Source organism: Stenotrophomonas veracruzanensis (assembly GCF_032911525.1).
GTDB lineage: Bacteria > Pseudomonadota > Gammaproteobacteria > Xanthomonadales > Xanthomonadaceae > Stenotrophomonas > Stenotrophomonas africana.
In genome coordinates this window covers 20322-39043 of the sequence record NZ_JAWJTI010000018.1, presented here as the reverse complement: position 1 = coordinate 39043, position 18722 = coordinate 20322, and the positions used below count along the sequence as shown (strand labels likewise).

Genomic DNA, 18722 nt, shown 5'->3' with positions numbered 1-18722 from the left:
GCAAGGGGAACAGTCAGGGGCTGCATGGTGAATCCGTGAGGGACTTCACAGCAGGGCCGTTGCCATTTGCTAAGAATACGTTATTAATGCTCGGGCGCAGGTCTTGCGTCCAAGTGCCCGTCGGCAGGGGAGAAACCGTGGGGCTCATCCCAAAAAGTCAGTCGCCGCTTGTAGGCGTCGACATCAGTTCGACTGCGGTAAAGCTTTTGCAGCTGTCCCGCAGTGGCAACCGTTTTCGTGTGGAACATTACGCTGTGGAACCTCTTCCGCCGAATGCGGTGGTGGAGAAGAACATCGTGGAAGTGGAGGCCGTGGGTGAGGCCATCCGCCGGGCGATGAACCGCTCGGGGAGCAAGGCCAAGCTGGCTGCTGCTGCCGTCGCCGGTTCGGCGGTGATCACCAAGGTGATCCCGATGCCGGCCGAGCTCGACGAAAACGACATGGAAGCCCAGATCGAGCTGGAAGCGGTCAACTACATTCCGTACCCGATCGAGGAAGTGAACCTGGACTTCGAGGTGATCGGGGCGATCCCGAACAATCCGGAGATGGTCCAGGTGCTGCTGGCCGCGTCGCGTTCGGAAAACGTGGAACTGCGCCAGTCGGCCCTGGAACTGGGTGGCCTGCAGGCCAAGGTGATGGACGTGGAGGCCTTCGCGGTCGAGAACGCCTACGCCCTGGTCGCCAGCGAGCTGCCGGTGTCCATCGAGGGCGTGGTCGCGCTGGTCGATATCGGCGCCACCATGACCACCCTCAACGTCCTGCGTGGCGGTCGCAGCCTGTACAGCCGCGAACAGGTGTTCGGTGGCAAGCAGCTGACCGACGAGATCATGCGCCGCTACGGCCTGAGCTACGAGGAAGCCGGCCTGGCCAAGCGCCAGGGCGGGCTGCCGGAAAGCTACGAGATGGAAGTGCTGGAACCGTTCAAGGAAGCCACGGTCCAGCAGATCAGCCGCCTGCTGCAGTTCTTCTATGCAGGCAGTGAGTTCAACCGCGTTGACCACATCGTACTGGCCGGCGGCTGCGCTGTGCTGGGCGGGCTGCCGGAGATGGTCGAGGAACAGCTGGGCGTGCCGACCGTGGTCGCCAACCCGCTGGCGCAGATGACCCTGGGGCCGAAGGTGAACGCGCATGCGCTCGCCCAGGATGCCCCCGCGCTGATGATCGCCACCGGTCTGGCGCTGAGGAGCTTCGACTGATGGCACGCATCAATCTATTGCCCTGGCGCGCCGAACGGCGCAAGCAACGCCAGCGCGAGTTCTACGCAATGCTGGGCATGGCCGCGATCGGTGGCCTGCTGCTGTCGCTGCTGATCTGGTTCTATTACGACCGCCAGGTGAGCGGCCAGATGGACCGCAATGCCTATCTGGAAGCCGAGATCGAGAAGGTCAAGGAACAGAACAAGGAGATCGACCGCCTTGACGCGCAGAAGGAGCGCCTGCTGGCCCGCAAGAAGGTGATCGAGGAACTGCAGGCCAAGCGCTCGCAGATGGTGCACCTGTTCGATGCGCTGGTGCGCACGATTCCCGATGGCCTGGTGTTGACCGCGCTGAAGCAGGAAGGCGACGTGCTGACCCTGGAAGGCCGCACCCAGTCCAACGCCCGTGTTTCGGCGTACATGCGCAACCTGGAGACCTCCGGCTGGATGACCAACCCGGAACTGTCGATCATCGAAGCGCGTGACCCCGAAAAGGACAAGGACGGCAAGACCGGCCCGGTTGCGGACATCAAGGCGCTGCCTTATGTGTTCGTGGTCAAGGTGAAGCTGCCGGCGCAGAGCGAAGAAGTGGCGGCGACGCCCGGTCTGAACGCAGACGGCTCGGTGGCAACGGAAGCGCCGGCGCCAGTGGCACCGCTTGCCGCAGGCCCGGATGCGGCCACCCCTGCGGCTCCGGCGGCAGGCCCGGCAGCGAGCCCGGGTGCACCGGCGCCGGCGGCACCTGCTGCTGCCCCGGCCAGCGCACCGGCCAAGCCGAACCAACCGGCCGCACCGGCTGCCCAGCCCGCCCCGAAGCCTGAGGGCAGCCGCCTGGCGCAGCCGCCGCAGGCCTTCCATGCCCCGCTGCAGGGGGACCGCGCATGAGCCAGAAGATCGATCTCAAGAACCTGGATTTCAACGACATCGGCAACTGGCCGCAGAAGGCCAAGATCGTCTTCTGCTCGCTGCTGGCGGTGGTGATCATGTTCGTTGCGTGGATGCTGCTGATCAGCGGCAAGCGTGAGGAACTGGCCGGCCTGGAATCGAAGGAAACCGAGCTGCGTTCGGAGTTCACCAAGCAGCAGGAGCGCGCGGTGAACCTGGCGCCGCTGAAGCAGCAGCTGGCGCAGATGGAGCAGGTGCTGCAGCAGATGTTGCGGCAGCTGCCCAGCAAGACCGAAATGCCCGACCTGATCATCGACATCTCGCAGACCGCGCTGTCCAGCGGCCTGACCAACGAGCTGTTCGAGCCGGAGCAGGAGCAGGTCAAGGAGTTCTACGCCGAGAAGCCGATCAAGCTGCGGATGGTGGGCAGCTACCACCAGTTCGGTGCGTTCGTCAGCGGCGTGGCCTCGCTGCCGCGGGTGGTGATCCTGACCATGCACGACATCAACCTCAAGCCCAAGGACAAGACCAGCGGCAACGTCCGCAGTGGCGCGCTGGAACTGTCCGGCACGGTCAAGACCTATCGCTACCTGGACGAGACCGAGGTGCAGGAACAGCAGAAGGCTGAAGCCGGCAAGGAGGACAAGAAGTGATCCGTTCCTTCTTCGCACGTTGTGGAATGGTGGCCGCCGTGCTGCTGCTGGCCGCCTGCGGCCGCGGCGTGACCAGCACGCCGGGTGATGCGCCGAATCTTGAAAAGTGGGTGGAGGGTGAGCGTGCGCGACCGGCACAGCCACTGGAGCCGCTGCCGGTGATGCAGCAGTTCGAGACCTTCGAATACTCCGCGCAGGGCATGCGCGATCCGTTCACCGATGCCTGGACCAATCCGCAGCAGGGGAATGGCGGATTGCGTCCGGATCCGAACCGGCGCAAGGAGCCGTTGGAAGGCTTCCCGCTGGATGCACTGGACATGGTCGGTACCATCGGCACCGGTGCAGGCACCGTCGCGCTGGTGATGGGGCCGGACAAGGTGACCTACCGGGTGCGCCCGGGCGGTTACCTCGGGCAGAGCGACGGGCGGGTCACGGCGGTCTTCGAAGACCGCGTGGAGCTGATCGAACTGGTGCCGGATGGCGCGGGCGGCTGGCTGGAACGGCCGGCAACGCTCTCGCTTGAAGATCAATGATCGTTTACTGGGGATAGCACGATGACCTTTCACCAAGCCAAGGGGCTGCGTCCCATCCGGCGCTCTACCTTGAACCGTGTCAGCGCGTTGGGAGTCGCGCTGATGCTGGCCTGCGCTCCGGCGCTGGCCGCCGCACCGGCGGAAAAGCCGGTGGGCGCCACCGTGGCCCCGGCGACAGCGCCGGCGGGCCTGTCGGTGGCAAAGATTGATTTCAAGCGTGGCGATGACGGCGCCGGGCGCCTGATCGTCCAGTTCGACGGCCAGGGCGCGGTCCCGGACCTGCGCACGCAGGGCAACAGCGTGGTGGTCGACGTCGGCAACGCCCGACTGCCGGCCAACCTGCAGAAGCCGATGAACGTCACCGACTTCGCCACGCCGGTGCAGCGCATCGACGCCAAGCCGTCCGGTGCCGGTACCCAGCTGGTGCTCAGCACCGGTGGCGCAGTGGAGTCGCTGGCTTACCAGAGCGGCAACGAGTACGTGGTGGAGATCAGCCCGCGGCAGGCTCCGGCCGCTGTCGGTGCCGTCACTGCCGGCAGCGTCACCCAGGCTGCCAAGGCTGTCGGCCAGCGCGGTTTCACCGGCAAGCCGGTGACCTTCAACTTCCAGGACGTGCCGGTGCGCACGGTGCTGCAGTTGATCGCCGAGGAATCCAATCTCAACGTGGTGGCGTCCGATTCGGTACAGGGCAATGTGACCCTGCGTCTGGTCAACGTGCCGTGGGACCAGGCGCTGGACATCGTGCTGCGTGCCAAGGGCCTGGACAAGCGCCGCGACGGCAGCGTGATCTGGGTGGCGCCGCAGGCCGAACTGGCCAAGTTCGAGCAGGAGAAGGAAGACGCGCGCATCGCCATCGAAAACCGCGAAGACCTGGTCACCGATTACGTCCAGATCAACTACCACAGCGCCACCCAGATCTTCAAAGCGCTGACCGAGGCCAAGGGCATCGGTGGCGGCGGTGGTGGCGGCAATGGTGGTGGTGGCGGTTCGTCGCAGGAGGACAGTGGTTTCCTGTCCTCGCGCGGCCGCATCGTCGCCGACGAGCGCACCAACACGCTGATGATCAGCGACATCCCGAAAAAGATCGCGCGCATGCGTGAGCTGATCGGGGTGATCGACCGCCCTGTGGACCAGGTGCTGATCGAAAGCCGCATCGTCATCGCCACCGATACCTTCGCCCGCGAGCTGGGTGCGAAGTTCGGTATCAGCGGCAGCCGCGACAACGTGTACTTCAGCGGCAGCCTGGATGCCAATGCCGAAACCCGCAAGTCGCAGGTGGATACCGCGCAGGCCAACGCCAAGGCAGTCCGTGAGTGGCAGGCCGGTGGCAGCGTCGGCCCGGCGCCGATTCCCAGTGGCCCGACCATCAAGCGCGGGCTGAACTGGAACCTGCCGGTGGCCGCGGCCAACAACCCGGGCTCGCTGGCGCTGTCGATCCTCAACGCAGGCTACCTGCTGGACGTGGAGCTGTCGGCCATGCAGGAAGAGTCACGTGGTGAAGTGATCTCCAACCCGCGCGTGGTTACCACCAACCAGCGCGAGGCGATGATCAAGCAGGGCAAGGAAATCGGTTACGTCACCATCAGCGGCGCCGGTGCTGCCGGTGGCGCCGGTTCCACCCCGAACGTGCAGTTCAAGGAAGTGGTGCTGGAGCTGCGGGTGACCCCCACCATCACCAACGACAACCGCGTGTTCCTCAACATGCAGGTGAAGAAGGACGAAGTCGACCGCCTGATCGAACTGCAGGGCTACGGCACGGTGCCGTCGATCAACCGCCGCGAGGTCAATACTGCGGTGCTGGTCGAGGACGGGCAGACCGTGGTCATCGGTGGTGTGTACGAGTTCACCGACCGCAGCAGCATCAGCAAGGTACCGTTCCTGGGCGACGTGCCGTTCCTGGGCAATCTGTTCAAGAAGCGTGGCCGCAACAAGGACAAGGCCGAGCTGCTGGTGTTCGTCACCCCGAAGGTGCTGCGCGTGGCCAAGCAGAACTGAGCCCGCGCCACCGGCGAAACGAAGAAGGGCCGCCATGCGCGGCCCTTCCTCGTTTCCACAAGTAGATCCCCGCCATGCGTGGATGGGCCGTTCAGCCGTTCTTGATGCCAATCGCAGAGCACCCTGCGATGATGTCGGGAACCCGTGCCGTCCCGCGCCGGTCAAAGGCCCCCATGAACCTGCCACCGCCGATGCCCGAATCCGCCGCGCCGCCGCCCGCGCCGGCCGCCTCCCGCCTGCATGGCGCCTTCACCCAGCTGCGGGACGCCCTGTCGGCCGAGATCGTCGGCCAGGCGGCGCTGGTCGAACGCCTGCTGATCGCGCTGCTGGCCGATGGTCACCTGCTGGTGGAAGGCGCTCCGGGCCTGGCCAAGACCACGGCGATCCGTGCGCTGGCCTCGCGCCTGGAAGCTGACTTCGCCCGCGTGCAGTTCACCCCGGACCTGCTGCCGGCCGATCTGACCGGTACCGAGATCTGGCGCCCGCAGGAAGGCCGCTTCGAATTCGTACCTGGCCCGATCTTCCACCCGATCCTGCTGGCCGATGAAATCAACCGCGCGCCGGCCAAGGTGCAGTCGGCACTGCTGGAAGCGATGGGCGAGCGCCAGGTCACCGTTGGCCGCCACACCTACGCGCTGCCGCCGCTGTTCCTGGTGATGGCCACGCAGAACCCGATCGAGCAGGAAGGCACCTTCCCGCTGCCGGAAGCACAGCTGGACCGCTTCCTGATGCACGTGCGCATCAGCTACCCCGATCAGGCCGCCGAATCGGAGATCCTGCGCCTGGCCCGCGAGCGTGCCCGCGGCGCGCTGGGCGAGGCGGCACCGGCACCGGAGAAGCTGCCGATGCAGGATGTGTTCGATGCCCGCCGCGAAGTGCTGGACCTGCACATGGCGCCAGCGCTGGAACGCTACCTGATCGAGCTGGTGCTGGCCTCGCGTGAGCCGTCGCGTTATGACGCTGGCCTTGGCCGTCGCATTGCCTGGGGGGCAAGCCCGCGTGGTTCCATCGCGCTGGAACGCTGTGCGCGTGCGCGTGCCTGGCTGGCTGGCCGCGATTTCGTCACCCCCGATGATGTGCGAGCGGTTGCCGCCGACGTGCTGCGCCATCGCGTGCTGCCCAGCTACGAAGCTACCGCTGAAGGCTGGGATGGCGAACGCCTGGTGCAGGAGCTGCTGGCCCGGGTGCCGGCACCCTGAGCCTGCGCATGACCGATCCATCCCTGCACGACGTCTCTTCCGTCAGCGACGGTGACGGGCTGCGCCCGCAGCTGTCCGAGCTGGTGGCGCTGCGCCGCCTTGCACAGCGACCGCCGCCGCCACGCCGTGGCCGTGCCGGCAACGCGGGCCAGGCACCTTCCCCGCTGCGCGGCCGCGGCATGGAATACGCCGAGTCGCGCGAGTACGTGGCCGGTGACGATGCACGCCATATCGACTGGCGGGTGACCGCGCGTACCGGCCGTGCCCACACCAAATTGTTCCAGGCCGAGCGCGAGCGGGTCAGCCTGATCGTGGCCGATACCTCGCCGGCCCTGTACTTCGGCACCCGCGTGCGCTTCAAGTCGGTGCAGGCTGCACGTGCGGGCGCCGTTGCCGCGTGGTCGGCGCAGCGTCGTGGTGATCGCGTCGGCGCCCTGCGTGGCAGCGACCGTGAACCACCGATTGCACCGGCAGGAGGCCCCCGTGGCGTACTGCGCGTGCTGGACGCGCTCACCCGCTGGTACGCGCAGCCCCCGGCCGATGACCTCGGCCTGGAGCGCGCGCTGGACCATGCGGCCCGCGTGCTGCGCCCGGGCGCGCGCATGCTGGTGCTGGCCGATCCGCAGCAGGCCATCCGTATTCCGCCTGCGCGCTGGAGCGCGCTGGCCCAGCACCATGACCTCAGCCTGGTGCTGCTGGTCGATCCGTTGGAGATGCAGCCGCCCTCGGCCGCGCTGCAGTTCCAGACCGCGCAGCAGCGCATCGGCCTCGACCTGCGACGCAGCGAGGTGCAGGCCCATTGGCAGGCCCACTTCGTCGAACCGCTGCAGGAACTGCGACGCCAGCTTGGCGCGCGCCGTGTTGATGTGCAGGTGCTGTCCACCGATGCGCCCAGCGATGCGTGGCTGGCACCCTCCCCCACCGAGGTGCCGGCATGAGCGCCAACCTGCCGCTGCGCGATGTGCAGCTGCCGCCGGCCCCATCGTGGTGGCCACCGGCGCCAGGCTATCTGATGATCGGCGGTGGAGTGCTGCTGTTGCTGGTGGCGTTGGCCTTGCTGTGGTGGCAGCGTCGCCGACGTCGCCAACGCTGGTTGCAGCTGTTCGATCAGGAGCTGGCGATCACCGCCGATGCTGCTGCAGAACTGGCGGCAATCGCCGGACTGCTGCGTCGCGCCGCGCGCCAGGCACAGCCCGGCAGTGAATCCCTGCGCGATGATGCGTGGTGGCAGCGTGTGGATCCGAAAGGCACGCTGCCCGCGGCACGTCGCAGTCTGCTGGCGGAAGGCGCCTATCGCCCACGGGTGGACGCCAGCGATGTGGCGGCGCTGCGCAGTTGGGCGCGCGAGCGCTATCTGGCCATGCTGCTGGAGCGGCGCCGATGAACCTGCTGGCAAGTTACTGGCCATGGCCGGACCTGCAGCTGGCGTGGCCGCTGGCCCTGCTGGCGCTGCCGTTGCCGTTGCTGATGTGCTGGTGGAAGCGTCGTGCCGATCCCGGCGCTGCGCTGCGCGTGCCCTATGCGGCGACGGAACTGGAAGCGCTGGCCGGAGGCGGCCGCGTTGATGTTTCGTGGCTGCGTACGCTGCTGTTGTGGCTGGGCTGGTGCGCGCTGTGCGTCGCACTGGCTCGCCCGCAACAGCTGGGCGAAGCGATCACGCCACCGCAGCAGGGCCGGCAGATGATGCTGGCGATGGACGTGTCCGGCAGCATGGGCGAGGGCGACATGGTGCTGGGTGGGCAGGCGGTGGATCGCCTGACCGCAGCCAAGGCCGTGCTGGCCGATTTCCTTGATCGTCGTGCCGGCGATCGCATCGGCCTGCTGATCTTCGGCGACCGTGCCTATACGCTTACACCGCTTACTGCCGACCTGGCCAGCGTACGCGACCAGCTGCGCGACAGCGTGGTCGGCCTGGCCGGGCGCGAGACGGCCATCGGTGATGCCATCGGCCTGGCAGTGAAACGCCTGCGCAGCCAACCCGAGGGACAGCGCGTGCTGATCCTGCTGACCGACGGCGTCAGCAACGCCGGCGTGCTGGAACCGCTGCGCGCGGCAGAAGTGGCCCGCGCCGAAGGTGTGCGTATCCACACCGTGGCATTTGGTGGTGATGGCAGCATGCGCCTGTTCGGCATTCCCATTTCCGCCGACCAGGATCCGGTCGACGAGGCTACGTTGAAGAAGATCGCGAGCATGACCGGCGGCCAGTTCTTCCGCGCCCGCGATACCGCGCAGCTGGCCGGCATCTATGCCGAACTGGATCGGCTGGAGCCGATCGCAGCGAAGGGGCCGAGCCTGCGCCCGCGCGAAGAGCGCTATGCCTGGCCGTTGGGTCTGGCGTTGTTGCTGGGGGCATTGGCATGGGTGTGGCCGGAGCGCCGTCGATGATCGCGTTGGCTTCCCAACTTCCCGACTGGAATGCGCTGCACTTCCTGCGCCCGGAATGGCTGTGGGCCCTGCTGGCGTTGCCGGTCATTCTTGCGCTGGCGTTGTACCGGCAGCGCCGCAGCGATGTGTGGCGAACCGCGGTGGATGCCCACCTGTTGCCGCATCTGCTGGCTGCGGGCAAGCGCCGGCGTGCACGCCTGCCCTGGGCCGTGCTGCTGGGCTGGACGCTGGCCTCGCTGGCCATGGCCGGACCGAGCTGGCGGCAGCAGGCGCAGCCGATGTTCCAGGCCAGCGCACCGCTGCTGGTGGTGCTGGATCTGTCCAGCCGGATTACCGCCACCGATCTGCCGCCCTCGCGCCTGCTGCAGGCGCGGGCGAAGGTGGGCGAGCTGCTGCGCGCTCGCCAGGGCGGCCAGGTGGGCCTGGTGGTCTATGCCGAAGATGCCTACACCGTGGCGCCGCTGACCGACGACGGCAGCAACGTTGCGCTGTATCTGGACGCGTTGTCGCCCGATGTGATGCCACGTGATGGCCAACGTGCCGACCGCGGCATCGACTGGGCGACGCGGTTGATGCGCCAGATCGGGGCATTGCGGGGGCAGATCCTGCTGGTCAGCGATCAGGCGGATGATGAAGCGGCACTGGCCGCAGCGCAGGCGCGCAGCCTCGGCCTGCAGGTGTCGGTACTGGGCCTGGGTACGCCCGCTGGTGCGGCGTACCGGGATGGCAGTGGGCAGATCCGCCAGGCTGCGCTGGACGAAGGCAGCCTGCGTGCAGTGGCCACTGCAGGCGGTGGCCGCTATGCCCGCATCGCCGCCGATGACAGTGACCTGCGCGCACTCGGTGTACTTGATGCGCGCGAAGGCACTGCGGCGCAGCGGCCCGGCGAGGGCAAGCAATGGCGTGATGAAGGATTCTGGCTGGTGCCGCCGGTGATGCTGCTGGCCCTGCTCGCCTTCCGTCGCCGCGCGGTGCTGGCGGCCGTGCTGGCAGTGGGCCTGCTGCCGTGGATGGGGAATGTGCAGGCACAGACACCTCCTGCGGCCGCTTCGCAGCCCATGCAGGGCACGCTGTGGAAGCGTGCTGATCAACTGCAGCACCAGCGCCTGGCGGAAGGCGTACAGGCTTACCGCAGTGGCGACTTTGCCAACGCACGCAAGCAATTCGAAGGTATCGACAGCGATGCGGGCTGGTACAACCTGGCCAACACGCTGGCGCGCCAGGGCAACTACGATGACGCCATCGCCGCCTACGACCGCGCGTTGGCGCTGCATCCCGGCATGGCCGATGCGGTCGCCAACCGTGCCGTGGTCGATGCCGCGCGCAAGCGCAAGCCGCCGGGTGGCAAAGGCCAGGATCAGCAGAAGCCACCGCAGAACGGGCAGCAGAAGCAACCGCAGAACGGCCAGGGCCAGCAGAATCCGCAGGGCCAGCAGCCGCAGCAGGGCCAGCAGAATCCCGGCCAGGGCCAGCCGCAGTCGGGCCAGCAGGGCCAGCCCAAGACCGGTGACGACCAGAGCCAGTCGAGCCCGCAGCCCGGCGAGCGTGGCCGCGATGGCCAACAGGCGCCACCACAGGTGGAGGATGCCAAGGCGCAGGCCCAGGCTGATGAGCAGCAGCGCCAGCGCATGCAGCAGGCAATGCAGCAGGCACGTGAGGGCAAGGGCGAACAGGATGGCAAGCCCGTGCCAGGCAGTGACGGCAGCACACCGCGCCAACGCGAGGAGCAACAAGCGGTGGAGGCTTGGATGCGGCGCGTACCGGATGATCCGGGGGCACTGCTGCGGGCCAAGTTCCAGCTGGAAAACGAACGCAGGAAGAGGGAAGGGCGATGACGCGGGCGATCAACATGCACGGGCGCTGGCCACTGCAGGTACTGGCGGCACTGCTGCTGTGGCTGCCGCTGCTGGCGTGGGCGCAGCCGCGCGCGTGGCTGGACCGCGACCGCATCGCGATGGGCGACACGGTCACGCTCAATGTCGAGAGCGACCAGGGCGCGCCAGACTTCACGCCATTGCGTACCGACTTCGATCTCAGCGGGCAGACCAGCAGCCGCCAGGTGGAGTGGAGCAACGGCAGCATGCAGCAGCGCAACCTGTACGGCGTGGCGTTGACGCCACGGCGCAGCGGTGCGCTGGTGGTGCCGGGCCTGCAGGTGGGCAGCGTACGTACCGCGCCGCTGACCCTGCAGGTGGATGCCGCTGCCGTGGCCGGCCCTGACAGCAATGCGGTGGCGTTCATCGAAACCGTTGTCGATGACCAGACACCGTATGTGCAGCAGAGCGTAGGCGTGGTGGTGCGGCTGTATTTCGCTTCGCAGCTGGCCTCCGGCGAACTGGTGCTGGATACCCCGGCAGGCGCGTCATTGCAGCGGGTGGGCGATGATCGCACCGATGTGCGACAGGTCAATGGCCGCCGCTACAACGTGGTCGAGCGGCGCTTCCTGCTGATTCCGGAGCGCAGCGGCGCGTTGCGCCTCGCCGGTGCCCGTTTCAGCGGGCGCAGCGCGGGCGGCTTCTTCGATGACTTCTTCGGTGGTGGCGACGGGCGCATGAATGCCACCGGCGCCGACCGCACGTTGCAGGTGCAGGCACAGCCGGCACAGGCGCCGCAGCCATGGCTGCCACTGCAGAGTCTGCAGCTGCGCTACACCAGTGCGCCGACCAGTGCCCGTACCGGCGAAGCGGCCAACGTGGTGGTCGAGGCGATTGCTGAAGGCGCGACACGCGCGCAGTTCACCGACCTGCCGGTGCCGGATGTCGGCGCCACTGCGCAGGTGTTTGCCGAACCCGCGCAGTACGAAGAGACCTTCAACGGCAGTACGCCGCGGCTGAAGATCACCCGCCGTTATTCGATCGTGCCGCGCCAGCCGGGCGCGCTGGTGGTGCCAGGGCCGCGCCTGCCCTGGTGGGACGTGCGCAACGGCAAGGCGCAGGAGGCGAAGCTGCCGGACCTGGCACTGACGGTTGCGACCGGCACCGGCACGGGCACTGCCTCACCGGCACCGTTGCCGCCGATCGACACCGACGCCGCATTGCCGGGCCCCGATGGCCAGAACAGCCGTATCGCGGCCACCGATCCGCGCGCCAGCGGCCTGGCCGAGCGTCCGTGGCCGTGGATGGCGGCGGCCATCGGTCTGGCGCTGCTGTGGTTGTTGACCCTGTTGTGGGGCTGGCAGCGAGGCCGGCGCCCGCGTGCAGTGACGCCTGTCGCTGGCAAGCCCTCTGTGCCGACTGTGGCGAGCGGACGTGCCGGCCTGGCCGAACTGCGCCGCGCGCTCGATGGCGAGGGGTTCGACCAGGTTGAAGCACAGCTGTGTGCGATGGCCGGCGTTGAACGCATCGAACAGGTCATCGCGCGGCTTGAGGATGCAGCCCAGCGCCAGGTACTGCAGGACCTGCAGCAGGCGCGCTGGGGCGGACAGGGTGATCTGGCGCCGCTGCGTGCGCGCCTGCGCGAAGTCTTCCGTGACGGACCGCACTGGTCGACGGCCGCGGGTGCCGTCGACACTGGGCTGGCGCCGCTGTATCCGCCACGGCGAACCTGAACCGGCGCCGCTTGCGCGCTTTGTTAGAGTGCATTCATTTTTCGAGGAAACCCGCGTATGACAGCAGCTGCTGCCGACAAGAAGAAGTTGCCCCTGCATTGGAAGATGGGCATCGGCTTTGCGATCGGCCTGGTCCTGGGACTGATCGTGCACGCCCTGGGCGGCAGCGTCGATGGTCTGCAGGCCGGTGCCAAGTGGGTAATGGACTACGTCACCACCCCGGCGTCGGGCCTGTTCCTCAACCTGATCTTCATGCTGATCGTGCCGCTGATCTTCTCGGCGCTGATCATGGGTGTGTCGGAGATGGGCGACATCCGCGCCCTCGGCCGCATCGGCTGGAAAACGCTGGCCTACACCGTGCTGCTGTCCGGCATTGCCGTGGGCATCGGCCTGGTGCTGGTCAACCTGCTCAAGCCGGGCGCCGGTGTGGATCCGCAGGTCGCCGCGATGATGCTGTCGGAGAACGCCGAGCGCAGCAAGGAAATCGTTGCTGGCATCCATGGCACGCCGAAGGGCATGGACATGCTGCTGTCGATCGTGCCGAGCAATGTGCTGCAGGCTGCGTCCGACAACGGTGCGATCCTGTCGCTGATGTTCTTCGCGCTGATGTTCGGCATCGGCATGGTGCTGACCGACAACGAGAAGGTCGCCCCGCTGCGCCGCGCCATCGAAGGCGTGTTCGAAATCTCGATGACCCTGATCAACCTGGTCATCCGCCTGGCCCCGTATGCGGTGGCCTGCTTCATGTTCAACCTGGCCGCGCTGTTCGGCTTCGAGCTGATCATCCGCCTGGGCGCCTACGTGGGCGTGGTGGTGCTGGCCCTCGGCCTGCACATGGTGGTGACCTACGGTACCGCCGTATGGCTGTCCGGTCGCTCGCCGCTGTCGTTCTTCCGCGATACCCAGGAAGCGACGGTGATGGCGTTCTCCACCGCCTCCAGCAACGCCACCCTGCCGACCGCACTGCGCGTGGCCGACCAGATGGGCCTGCCGCAGCGCGTGTCGCGCTTCGTGCTGACCGTGGGCGCCACCGCCAACCAGAACGGCACCGCGCTGTTCGAGGGCGTGACGGTGATCTTCCTGGCCCAGTTCTTCGGCGTGGACCTGAGCATCGGCCAGCAGATCATGGTGATGGCGGTCTGCATCCTCGGTGGCATCGGCACTGCCGGCGTGCCGTCGGGCTCGCTGCCGGTGGTGGCGATGATCTGCGCGATGGTGGGCGTGAACCCGCTCGGCATCGGCCTGATCCTGGGCGTGAACCACTTCCTGGACATGTGCCGTACCGCGCTGAACGTGACTGGCGACCTGGCCCTGACCACGCTGGTGGCCAAGGGCGAAGGCCACGATGGCCCGGCGCTGGGCCCGCAGCAGGACTGAGTCCGGAGCCACTGCTGGCGACCTGATCGGGGTGGGATTCCTTTCCGCAAAGAAAGGAATCCGACCCCTTTTCACATGCGGAATCCGGCGGAGATCATGAAGTGCCGGCCAGCGGCCTTCACGACCGGGCACGGTGAACCGACCCCCGGCCCGACGACTATGGGACAATAGGCCGCCCGCACGTCCGCGGCCGCCTCCCGATTCCGACAGAACCATGACGCAGCCTACCCGTCGCCAGTTGGCCAACGCCATCCGCTTCCTTGCCGCCGATGCGGTTGAAACCGCAAAGTCCGGCCACCCCGGCATGCCCATGGGCATGGCCGACATCGCCGAAGTCCTCTGGAACGACTACCTCCGCCATAACCCGAGCAATCCGCACTGGTTCAACCGCGACCGTTTCGTGCTGTCCAACGGCCACGGTTCCATGCTGCAGTACGCGCTGCTGCACCTGAGCGGTTACGACCTGCCGATCGAGCAGCTGAAGCTGTTCCGCCAGCTGGGCAGCCACACCGCCGGTCACCCGGAACGCCACGAAACTCCGGGCGTGGAAACCACCACCGGCCCGCTGGGTCAGGGTTTTGCCAACGCCGTGGGCTTCGCCCTGGCCGAGAAGCTGCTGGCTCAGCGCTTCAACCGCCCGGAGCTGGAAGTGGTCGACCACCGCACCTGGGTGTTCATGGGCGATGGCTGCCTGATGGAAGGCGTGTCGCATGAAGCGGCGTCGCTGGCTGGCACCTGGGGCCTGCACAAGCTGGTCTGCTTCTGGGACAACAACCACATCTCCATCGACGGCAACGTCGAGGGCTGGTTCACCGACAACACCCCGGAGCGTTTCGAGGCCTATGGCTGGAACGTGGTGCGCGATGTTGATGGCCACGACCCGGAGAGCATCAAGGCCGGCATCGAGGCCGCGCTGTCGCAGAGCGACAAGCCGACCCTGATCTGCTGCCGCACCACCATTGGTTTTGGTTCGCCGAACAAGGCGGGCAAGGAATCCAGCCACGGCGCCCCGCTGGGCAAGGATGAACTGGAAGCCACCCGCAAGCAGCTGGGCTGGGAGTACGGTCCGTTCGAGATCCCGCAGGCGATCTACGACGGCTGGCGCGCGAATGGCGCCGGCACCCTGCGCCAGGCCGAGTGGGAACAGCTGTTCGACAAGTATGCCAGCCAGTACCCGGGCGAAGCCGCCGAACTGACCCGTCGCTCGCACGGCGAGCTGCCGGCCGACTTCGTTGCCAAGGCCGATGCCTACATCGCCCAGGTGGCCGCTGAAGGCCCGACGATCGCTTCGCGCAAGGCCTCGCAGCTGGCCATTGAAGCCTTCGCCCCGCTGCTGCCGGAAATCGTCGGCGGCTCGGCCGACCTGGCGCACTCCAACCTGACCCTGTGGAAGGGCAGCAAATCGGTTGCCAGCGACGACGCCAACGCCAACTACGTGTACTACGGCGTGCGCGAGTTCGGCATGACCGCCATTGCCAATGGCCTGGCCCTGCACGGTGGTTTCATTCCGTTCGACGCCACCTTCCTGGTGTTCAGCGACTACGCCCGCAACGGCGTGCGCATGAGCGCGCTGATCCCGGCCCACGCCATCCACGTCTACACCCACGACTCGATCGGCCTGGGCGAAGACGGCCCGACCCACCAGCCGGTGGAGCACCTGGCCTCGCTGCGCTACATCCCGAACAACGACGTGTGGCGTCCGTGCGATGCGGTCGAGTCGGCAGTGAGCTGGAAGGCCGCGATCACCCGCCAGGATGGCCCGAGCTGCCTGGTGTTCAGCCGCCAGAACCTGCCGCACCAGCCGCGCAGCGCCGAGCAGATCGCCCAGATCGAACGCGGTGGTTACGTGCTGGCCGATGCTGCCGGCACCCCGGACGTGATCCTGATCGCCACCGGTTCGGAAGTCTCGCTGGCCACCGAAGCCAAGGCCCAGCTGGACGCGGCCGGCCTCAAGACCCGCGTGGTCTCGATGCCGTCCACCGACGTGTTCCTGCGCCAGGATGCGGCCTACCGTGAATCGGTGCTGCCGAATGCCGTGCGCAAGCGCGTGGCCGTGGAAGCCGGCGTCACCGGTTTCTGGCGCCAGTTCGTCGGCCTGGACGGTGCCGTGATCGGTATCGACACCTTCGGTGCCTCGGCCCCGGCCGACCAGCTGTACAAGCACTTCGGCATCACCACCGCCCACGTGGTGGAAGCGGCCAAGGCGCTGTAAGCAGCATCGCAGCGTGATGAAGGAAAGGCCGGCGCACGCCGGCCTTTTCTTTGCCGCAGGAAAAAGGGGACGGAGGGATTAAGTCGTTTGTGCACAAACGACTTAATCCCCTCCGTCCCCTTGTCTCAGGCGGTGCGCGCCAGTGCCAGCCGCAGGAGGCGCGCGTCCAGGCGTTCGGCGAAATCCTTCGGTGCCTGCAGGCCCATGCGCTGCAGGTACACCGCATCGCCATCGCCGGCCGGTTGGCGCAGCGCTGCCCAGACGGTACGCAGCTTGTCGCCGCGGGTCTGCGTGTTGGCCTTCAGCCAACCCAGCGCCTTCACCAGCACCTGCTCGATCTCGTTGAAGTCGCTGCCCAGCGGATAATCGGGCAGGCTGCCGTCGGCGCGGAACGGTGCCAGCGCCGCCGCCAACGCCTGTGGCGTGTTGCGCTGCTGCTGTTCCGGATCTGGTTGCGCGGCCGCCAGCAGCTTGCGCGAGGCATGTGCCTGCTGCAGCAGGCCGCCCTGGAACGGGGCTTCGGTGATCGCGGTCATCGCATGCACGCAGTCCTCGTCGGTCAGCCCACGCAGATCGGCGATGCCGTATTCGTTGAGGTAGATGTCGCGCAGGTGGCGCGGGATGGTGGTATGCCCGTAGTTCCAGCGAACGTTGGATTCGCGCTGGCCCTTGTCATCGCGCGCGGCGCGGAACATCAGCACGCTGCGCGCTTCCGGCAGCGCATGTGCCATCGCCACGAAGTTGTACTGGCCGCCTACGCCGGACACTACGCGTCCGTCGTCCAGCGCATCCGACACCGCCGCACCCAGCGCGGTGGCCATCATGCAGGAGTTGAAGAAGCGCGCGTGCCGGCGCTGCAGGCGTTCCAACGTTTCGTTGCCGCCGTACAGCTGGTTGATCTCGCTGATCCGGCGCATGCCGATCGCGCGGCACTCGTCTTCCGGCAATGTGCGCAGCCACTCGTAGAATTCCGGCGAGCCCAGGTAGAACGCGCCATGCAGGTACTCGCCCTCGGCGGCCAGGGTGGCGTGATCGATGGACAGCGTGCTGCCATTTTCAATGCGCTGCATCAGCGCCAGGTCGTCGTGCACCTTGCGCTTGATCACCCCGGTCTGCACCAGCCGGCGGAAGCCCTCGTTGAGCATCTCGCTGCAGCCGTACAGGCCCACCTCGAACGGATCCAGTCCGCCGATTTCCTGCACCAGCGGGTGGCTGGCCAGCTGCGGGTCCAGCGCGTGCAGTACGCGGCGGTAGCGGGCGTTGTCGGTGTGGCGCAGCACCAGCGCATGGCTGAGCGCATCGGCCAGCGTGCCGATGCCAATCTGCAGGGTGCCGCCATCGCGCACCAGCGTGCTGGCGTACAGGCCAATGGCGTAGTCAGCATCGCCAACTGGCTGCCGCGGCAGGCCGAACAACGCCGGGTACGGCGGTGGCGGGGTGATCACCAGATCGAAGAACGACACATCGACCGTCGCCGAGCCGCCCAGATAGGGCAGCTGGGGATCGATCTCGGCGATCAGCAACGGGCGCGGCAGCCCGCGCGCGGTCATCGCATCCAGCGTGTCCTGGGTGATGTCGTTGTTGCAAGACAGCGAGAGCCGGCGGTCATCGGGCCGCATCGCCACCTTCTGCACGATCACCTGCGGCGCGCGCTGCGCCACCGCATCGGCGGCGTGGGTGTAGTTCAGGCTGGTATAGCTGGATTGCGCCTGCCGCGACCCGAGCAGGGCGCCGGATTGCATGTAGAACTCTTCCACCTGCACATGTGCCGGCAACGCGTCGCGCGCGATCGCATCGGCATAAGCCAGGCGCGGGAAGTCGTCGCCGAAATGGCGCTGCGCGAACGGCGCCAGGAAGCGCGCTTCCAGGCCGTTGCCCCGCGCCTTCGGCGGATTCAGCGACAGCGCGGTATACAGCTGCAGCGGCCGCGAAGGGTCGTGCTCGACGCGTGCGTAGAGGGCATTGAGCAGCCGGTGTGGCTTGCCCAGTGCCAGCGGTGCCCCGATCCGCAGCGGCCCGTCCACGCGCGCAAACAACCAGTCGACGGCGGCGTCCAGGTCGGTGAGGTGTTCGGTCATGCGCGGCGGTCCTGCGTGTGGGGGAGTGCTGGCATTACAGCATGTCGGGCTTGAACCGCCGTCGACGCGAGACTTCCGCGCCGGACACCATGAACTGCCCATCGCCCCGGTAATGCACCGTGCGCGGCAGCTTCGGCCGGGGCGCGACGTGGGCGCGCACGATTTCCCAGATGAACAGGTTGCTCGATTGCACCTGGCTGTCGTCGTACAAGCGGCATTCGAAGCACGAATGACATTGGCCGACCAGCGGCGCGCCGACCTCGCGCGCGGGCAATGCGTCGAGACCGAAACGGGCGAACTTGTCGACCTCGCGGCCGCTGCAGTTGCCGATGTCCACCACGGTATCGAGCAGCTCCACGCCGGGCACGTTGATCACGCACTCGCCGCTGCCACGGGCCAGCGCATGGCTGTGGTTTTCGTTCCACAGGTAGGTGGCGACCAGCGAAGGCGAGAAGCCCATCACCATGTGCCAGCCCATCGTCATCAGGTTGCGCTGGCCGCGCCAGGCCGTGCTGACCAGCACGATCGGGCCGGGTTCGAGGAAGCGGCGGGCCTGCTCGACCGGGAAATCCTTCTTGCGCAGCGCTTTCATCCGGGGCCTGGGGCGGGAGGAACCGATGCTGGCGCAGATTCGATGAACCTGGAGTCGAGAGGCTTGACAGG

At 67.3% G+C, this 18722-nt stretch carries 15 protein-coding genes; 13 read left to right on the top strand and 2 right to left on the bottom strand.

What is annotated here, in order from left to right:
• Positions 1–137 precede the first annotated feature (137 nt).
• The 13 genes from R1H25_RS12645 (at position 138) to tkt (ending at position 15981) form a co-directional block, all read left to right on the top strand.
• Positions 138–1196, top strand: a complete 1059-nt coding sequence (locus tag R1H25_RS12645) for a pilus assembly protein PilM (RefSeq protein WP_010484061.1) — start codon at positions 138–140, stop codon at positions 1194–1196.
• Positions 1196–2080, top strand: coding sequence for a PilN domain-containing protein (locus R1H25_RS12640; RefSeq protein WP_317223744.1), 885 nt, complete (start codon positions 1196–1198; stop codon positions 2078–2080). The genes R1H25_RS12645 and R1H25_RS12640 overlap by 1 nt, the downstream gene beginning before the upstream one ends.
• Complete coding sequence (locus tag R1H25_RS12635) at positions 2077–2733, top strand: type 4a pilus biogenesis protein PilO (RefSeq protein ID WP_049444605.1); 657 nt, start codon at positions 2077–2079, stop codon at positions 2731–2733. Before R1H25_RS12640 ends, R1H25_RS12635 begins: the two co-directional genes overlap by 4 nt.
• A gap of 26 nt (positions 2734–2759) precedes the next feature.
• A complete protein-coding gene (locus tag R1H25_RS12630) occupies positions 2760–3266 on the top strand; it encodes a pilus assembly protein PilP (RefSeq protein WP_049444620.1) in 507 nt (168 codons plus the stop codon).
• A 21-nt stretch (positions 3267–3287) separates the two neighbouring features.
• Positions 3288–5261: a type IV pilus secretin PilQ gene (locus tag R1H25_RS12625; RefSeq protein WP_049444603.1), complete on the top strand. Its 1974-nt coding sequence runs from the start codon at positions 3288–3290 to the stop codon at positions 5259–5261.
• A 173-nt stretch (positions 5262–5434) separates the two neighbouring features.
• Positions 5435–6460 (top strand): MoxR family ATPase, encoded by a 1026-nt coding sequence (locus tag R1H25_RS12620; protein ID WP_317223743.1) that lies wholly within the window; start codon positions 5435–5437, stop codon positions 6458–6460.
• Positions 6461–6468: 8 nt separating this feature from the next.
• Positions 6469–7398, top strand: coding sequence for a DUF58 domain-containing protein (locus R1H25_RS12615; RefSeq protein WP_154349572.1), 930 nt, complete (start codon positions 6469–6471; stop codon positions 7396–7398).
• Positions 7395–7844 (top strand): DUF4381 family protein, encoded by a 450-nt coding sequence (locus R1H25_RS12610; RefSeq protein ID WP_317223742.1) that lies wholly within the window; start codon positions 7395–7397, stop codon positions 7842–7844. Before R1H25_RS12615 ends, R1H25_RS12610 begins: the two co-directional genes overlap by 4 nt.
• Positions 7841–8845 carry a VWA domain-containing protein gene (locus tag R1H25_RS12605; RefSeq protein WP_317223741.1) on the top strand — a complete coding sequence of 335 codons (1005 nt, stop codon included), beginning with the start codon at positions 7841–7843 and terminating at the stop codon, positions 8843–8845. The genes R1H25_RS12610 and R1H25_RS12605 overlap by 4 nt, the downstream gene beginning before the upstream one ends.
• A complete protein-coding gene (locus tag R1H25_RS12600) occupies positions 8842–10680 on the top strand; it encodes a tetratricopeptide repeat protein (protein WP_317223740.1) in 1839 nt (612 codons plus the stop codon). Before R1H25_RS12605 ends, R1H25_RS12600 begins: the two co-directional genes overlap by 4 nt.
• Positions 10677–12392 (top strand): BatD family protein, encoded by a 1716-nt coding sequence (locus tag R1H25_RS12595; protein ID WP_317223739.1) that lies wholly within the window; start codon positions 10677–10679, stop codon positions 12390–12392. Before R1H25_RS12600 ends, R1H25_RS12595 begins: the two co-directional genes overlap by 4 nt.
• 57 nt (positions 12393–12449) lie before the next feature.
• Positions 12450–13769 (top strand): dicarboxylate/amino acid:cation symporter, encoded by a 1320-nt coding sequence (locus R1H25_RS12590; protein ID WP_088480094.1) that lies wholly within the window; start codon positions 12450–12452, stop codon positions 13767–13769.
• Positions 13770–13983: 214 nt separating this feature from the next.
• Positions 13984–15981, top strand: a complete 1998-nt coding sequence (gene tkt / locus R1H25_RS12585) for a transketolase (protein ID WP_317223738.1) — start codon at positions 13984–13986, stop codon at positions 15979–15981.
• Between the two features lie 125 nt (positions 15982–16106).
• Here the strand turns inward: tkt and R1H25_RS12580 are convergent, their stop codons facing one another.
• Entirely contained in the window at positions 16107–18059 is a 1953-nt protein-coding gene (locus tag R1H25_RS12580; RefSeq protein WP_317223737.1) for an acetyl-CoA hydrolase/transferase C-terminal domain-containing protein, read from the bottom strand.
• Positions 18060–18093: 34 nt separating this feature from the next.
• Positions 18094–18651 (bottom strand): flavin reductase family protein, encoded by a 558-nt coding sequence (locus tag R1H25_RS12575; RefSeq protein WP_317223736.1) that lies wholly within the window; start codon positions 18649–18651, stop codon positions 18094–18096.
• Between the last annotated feature and the right edge of the window lie 71 nt (positions 18652–18722).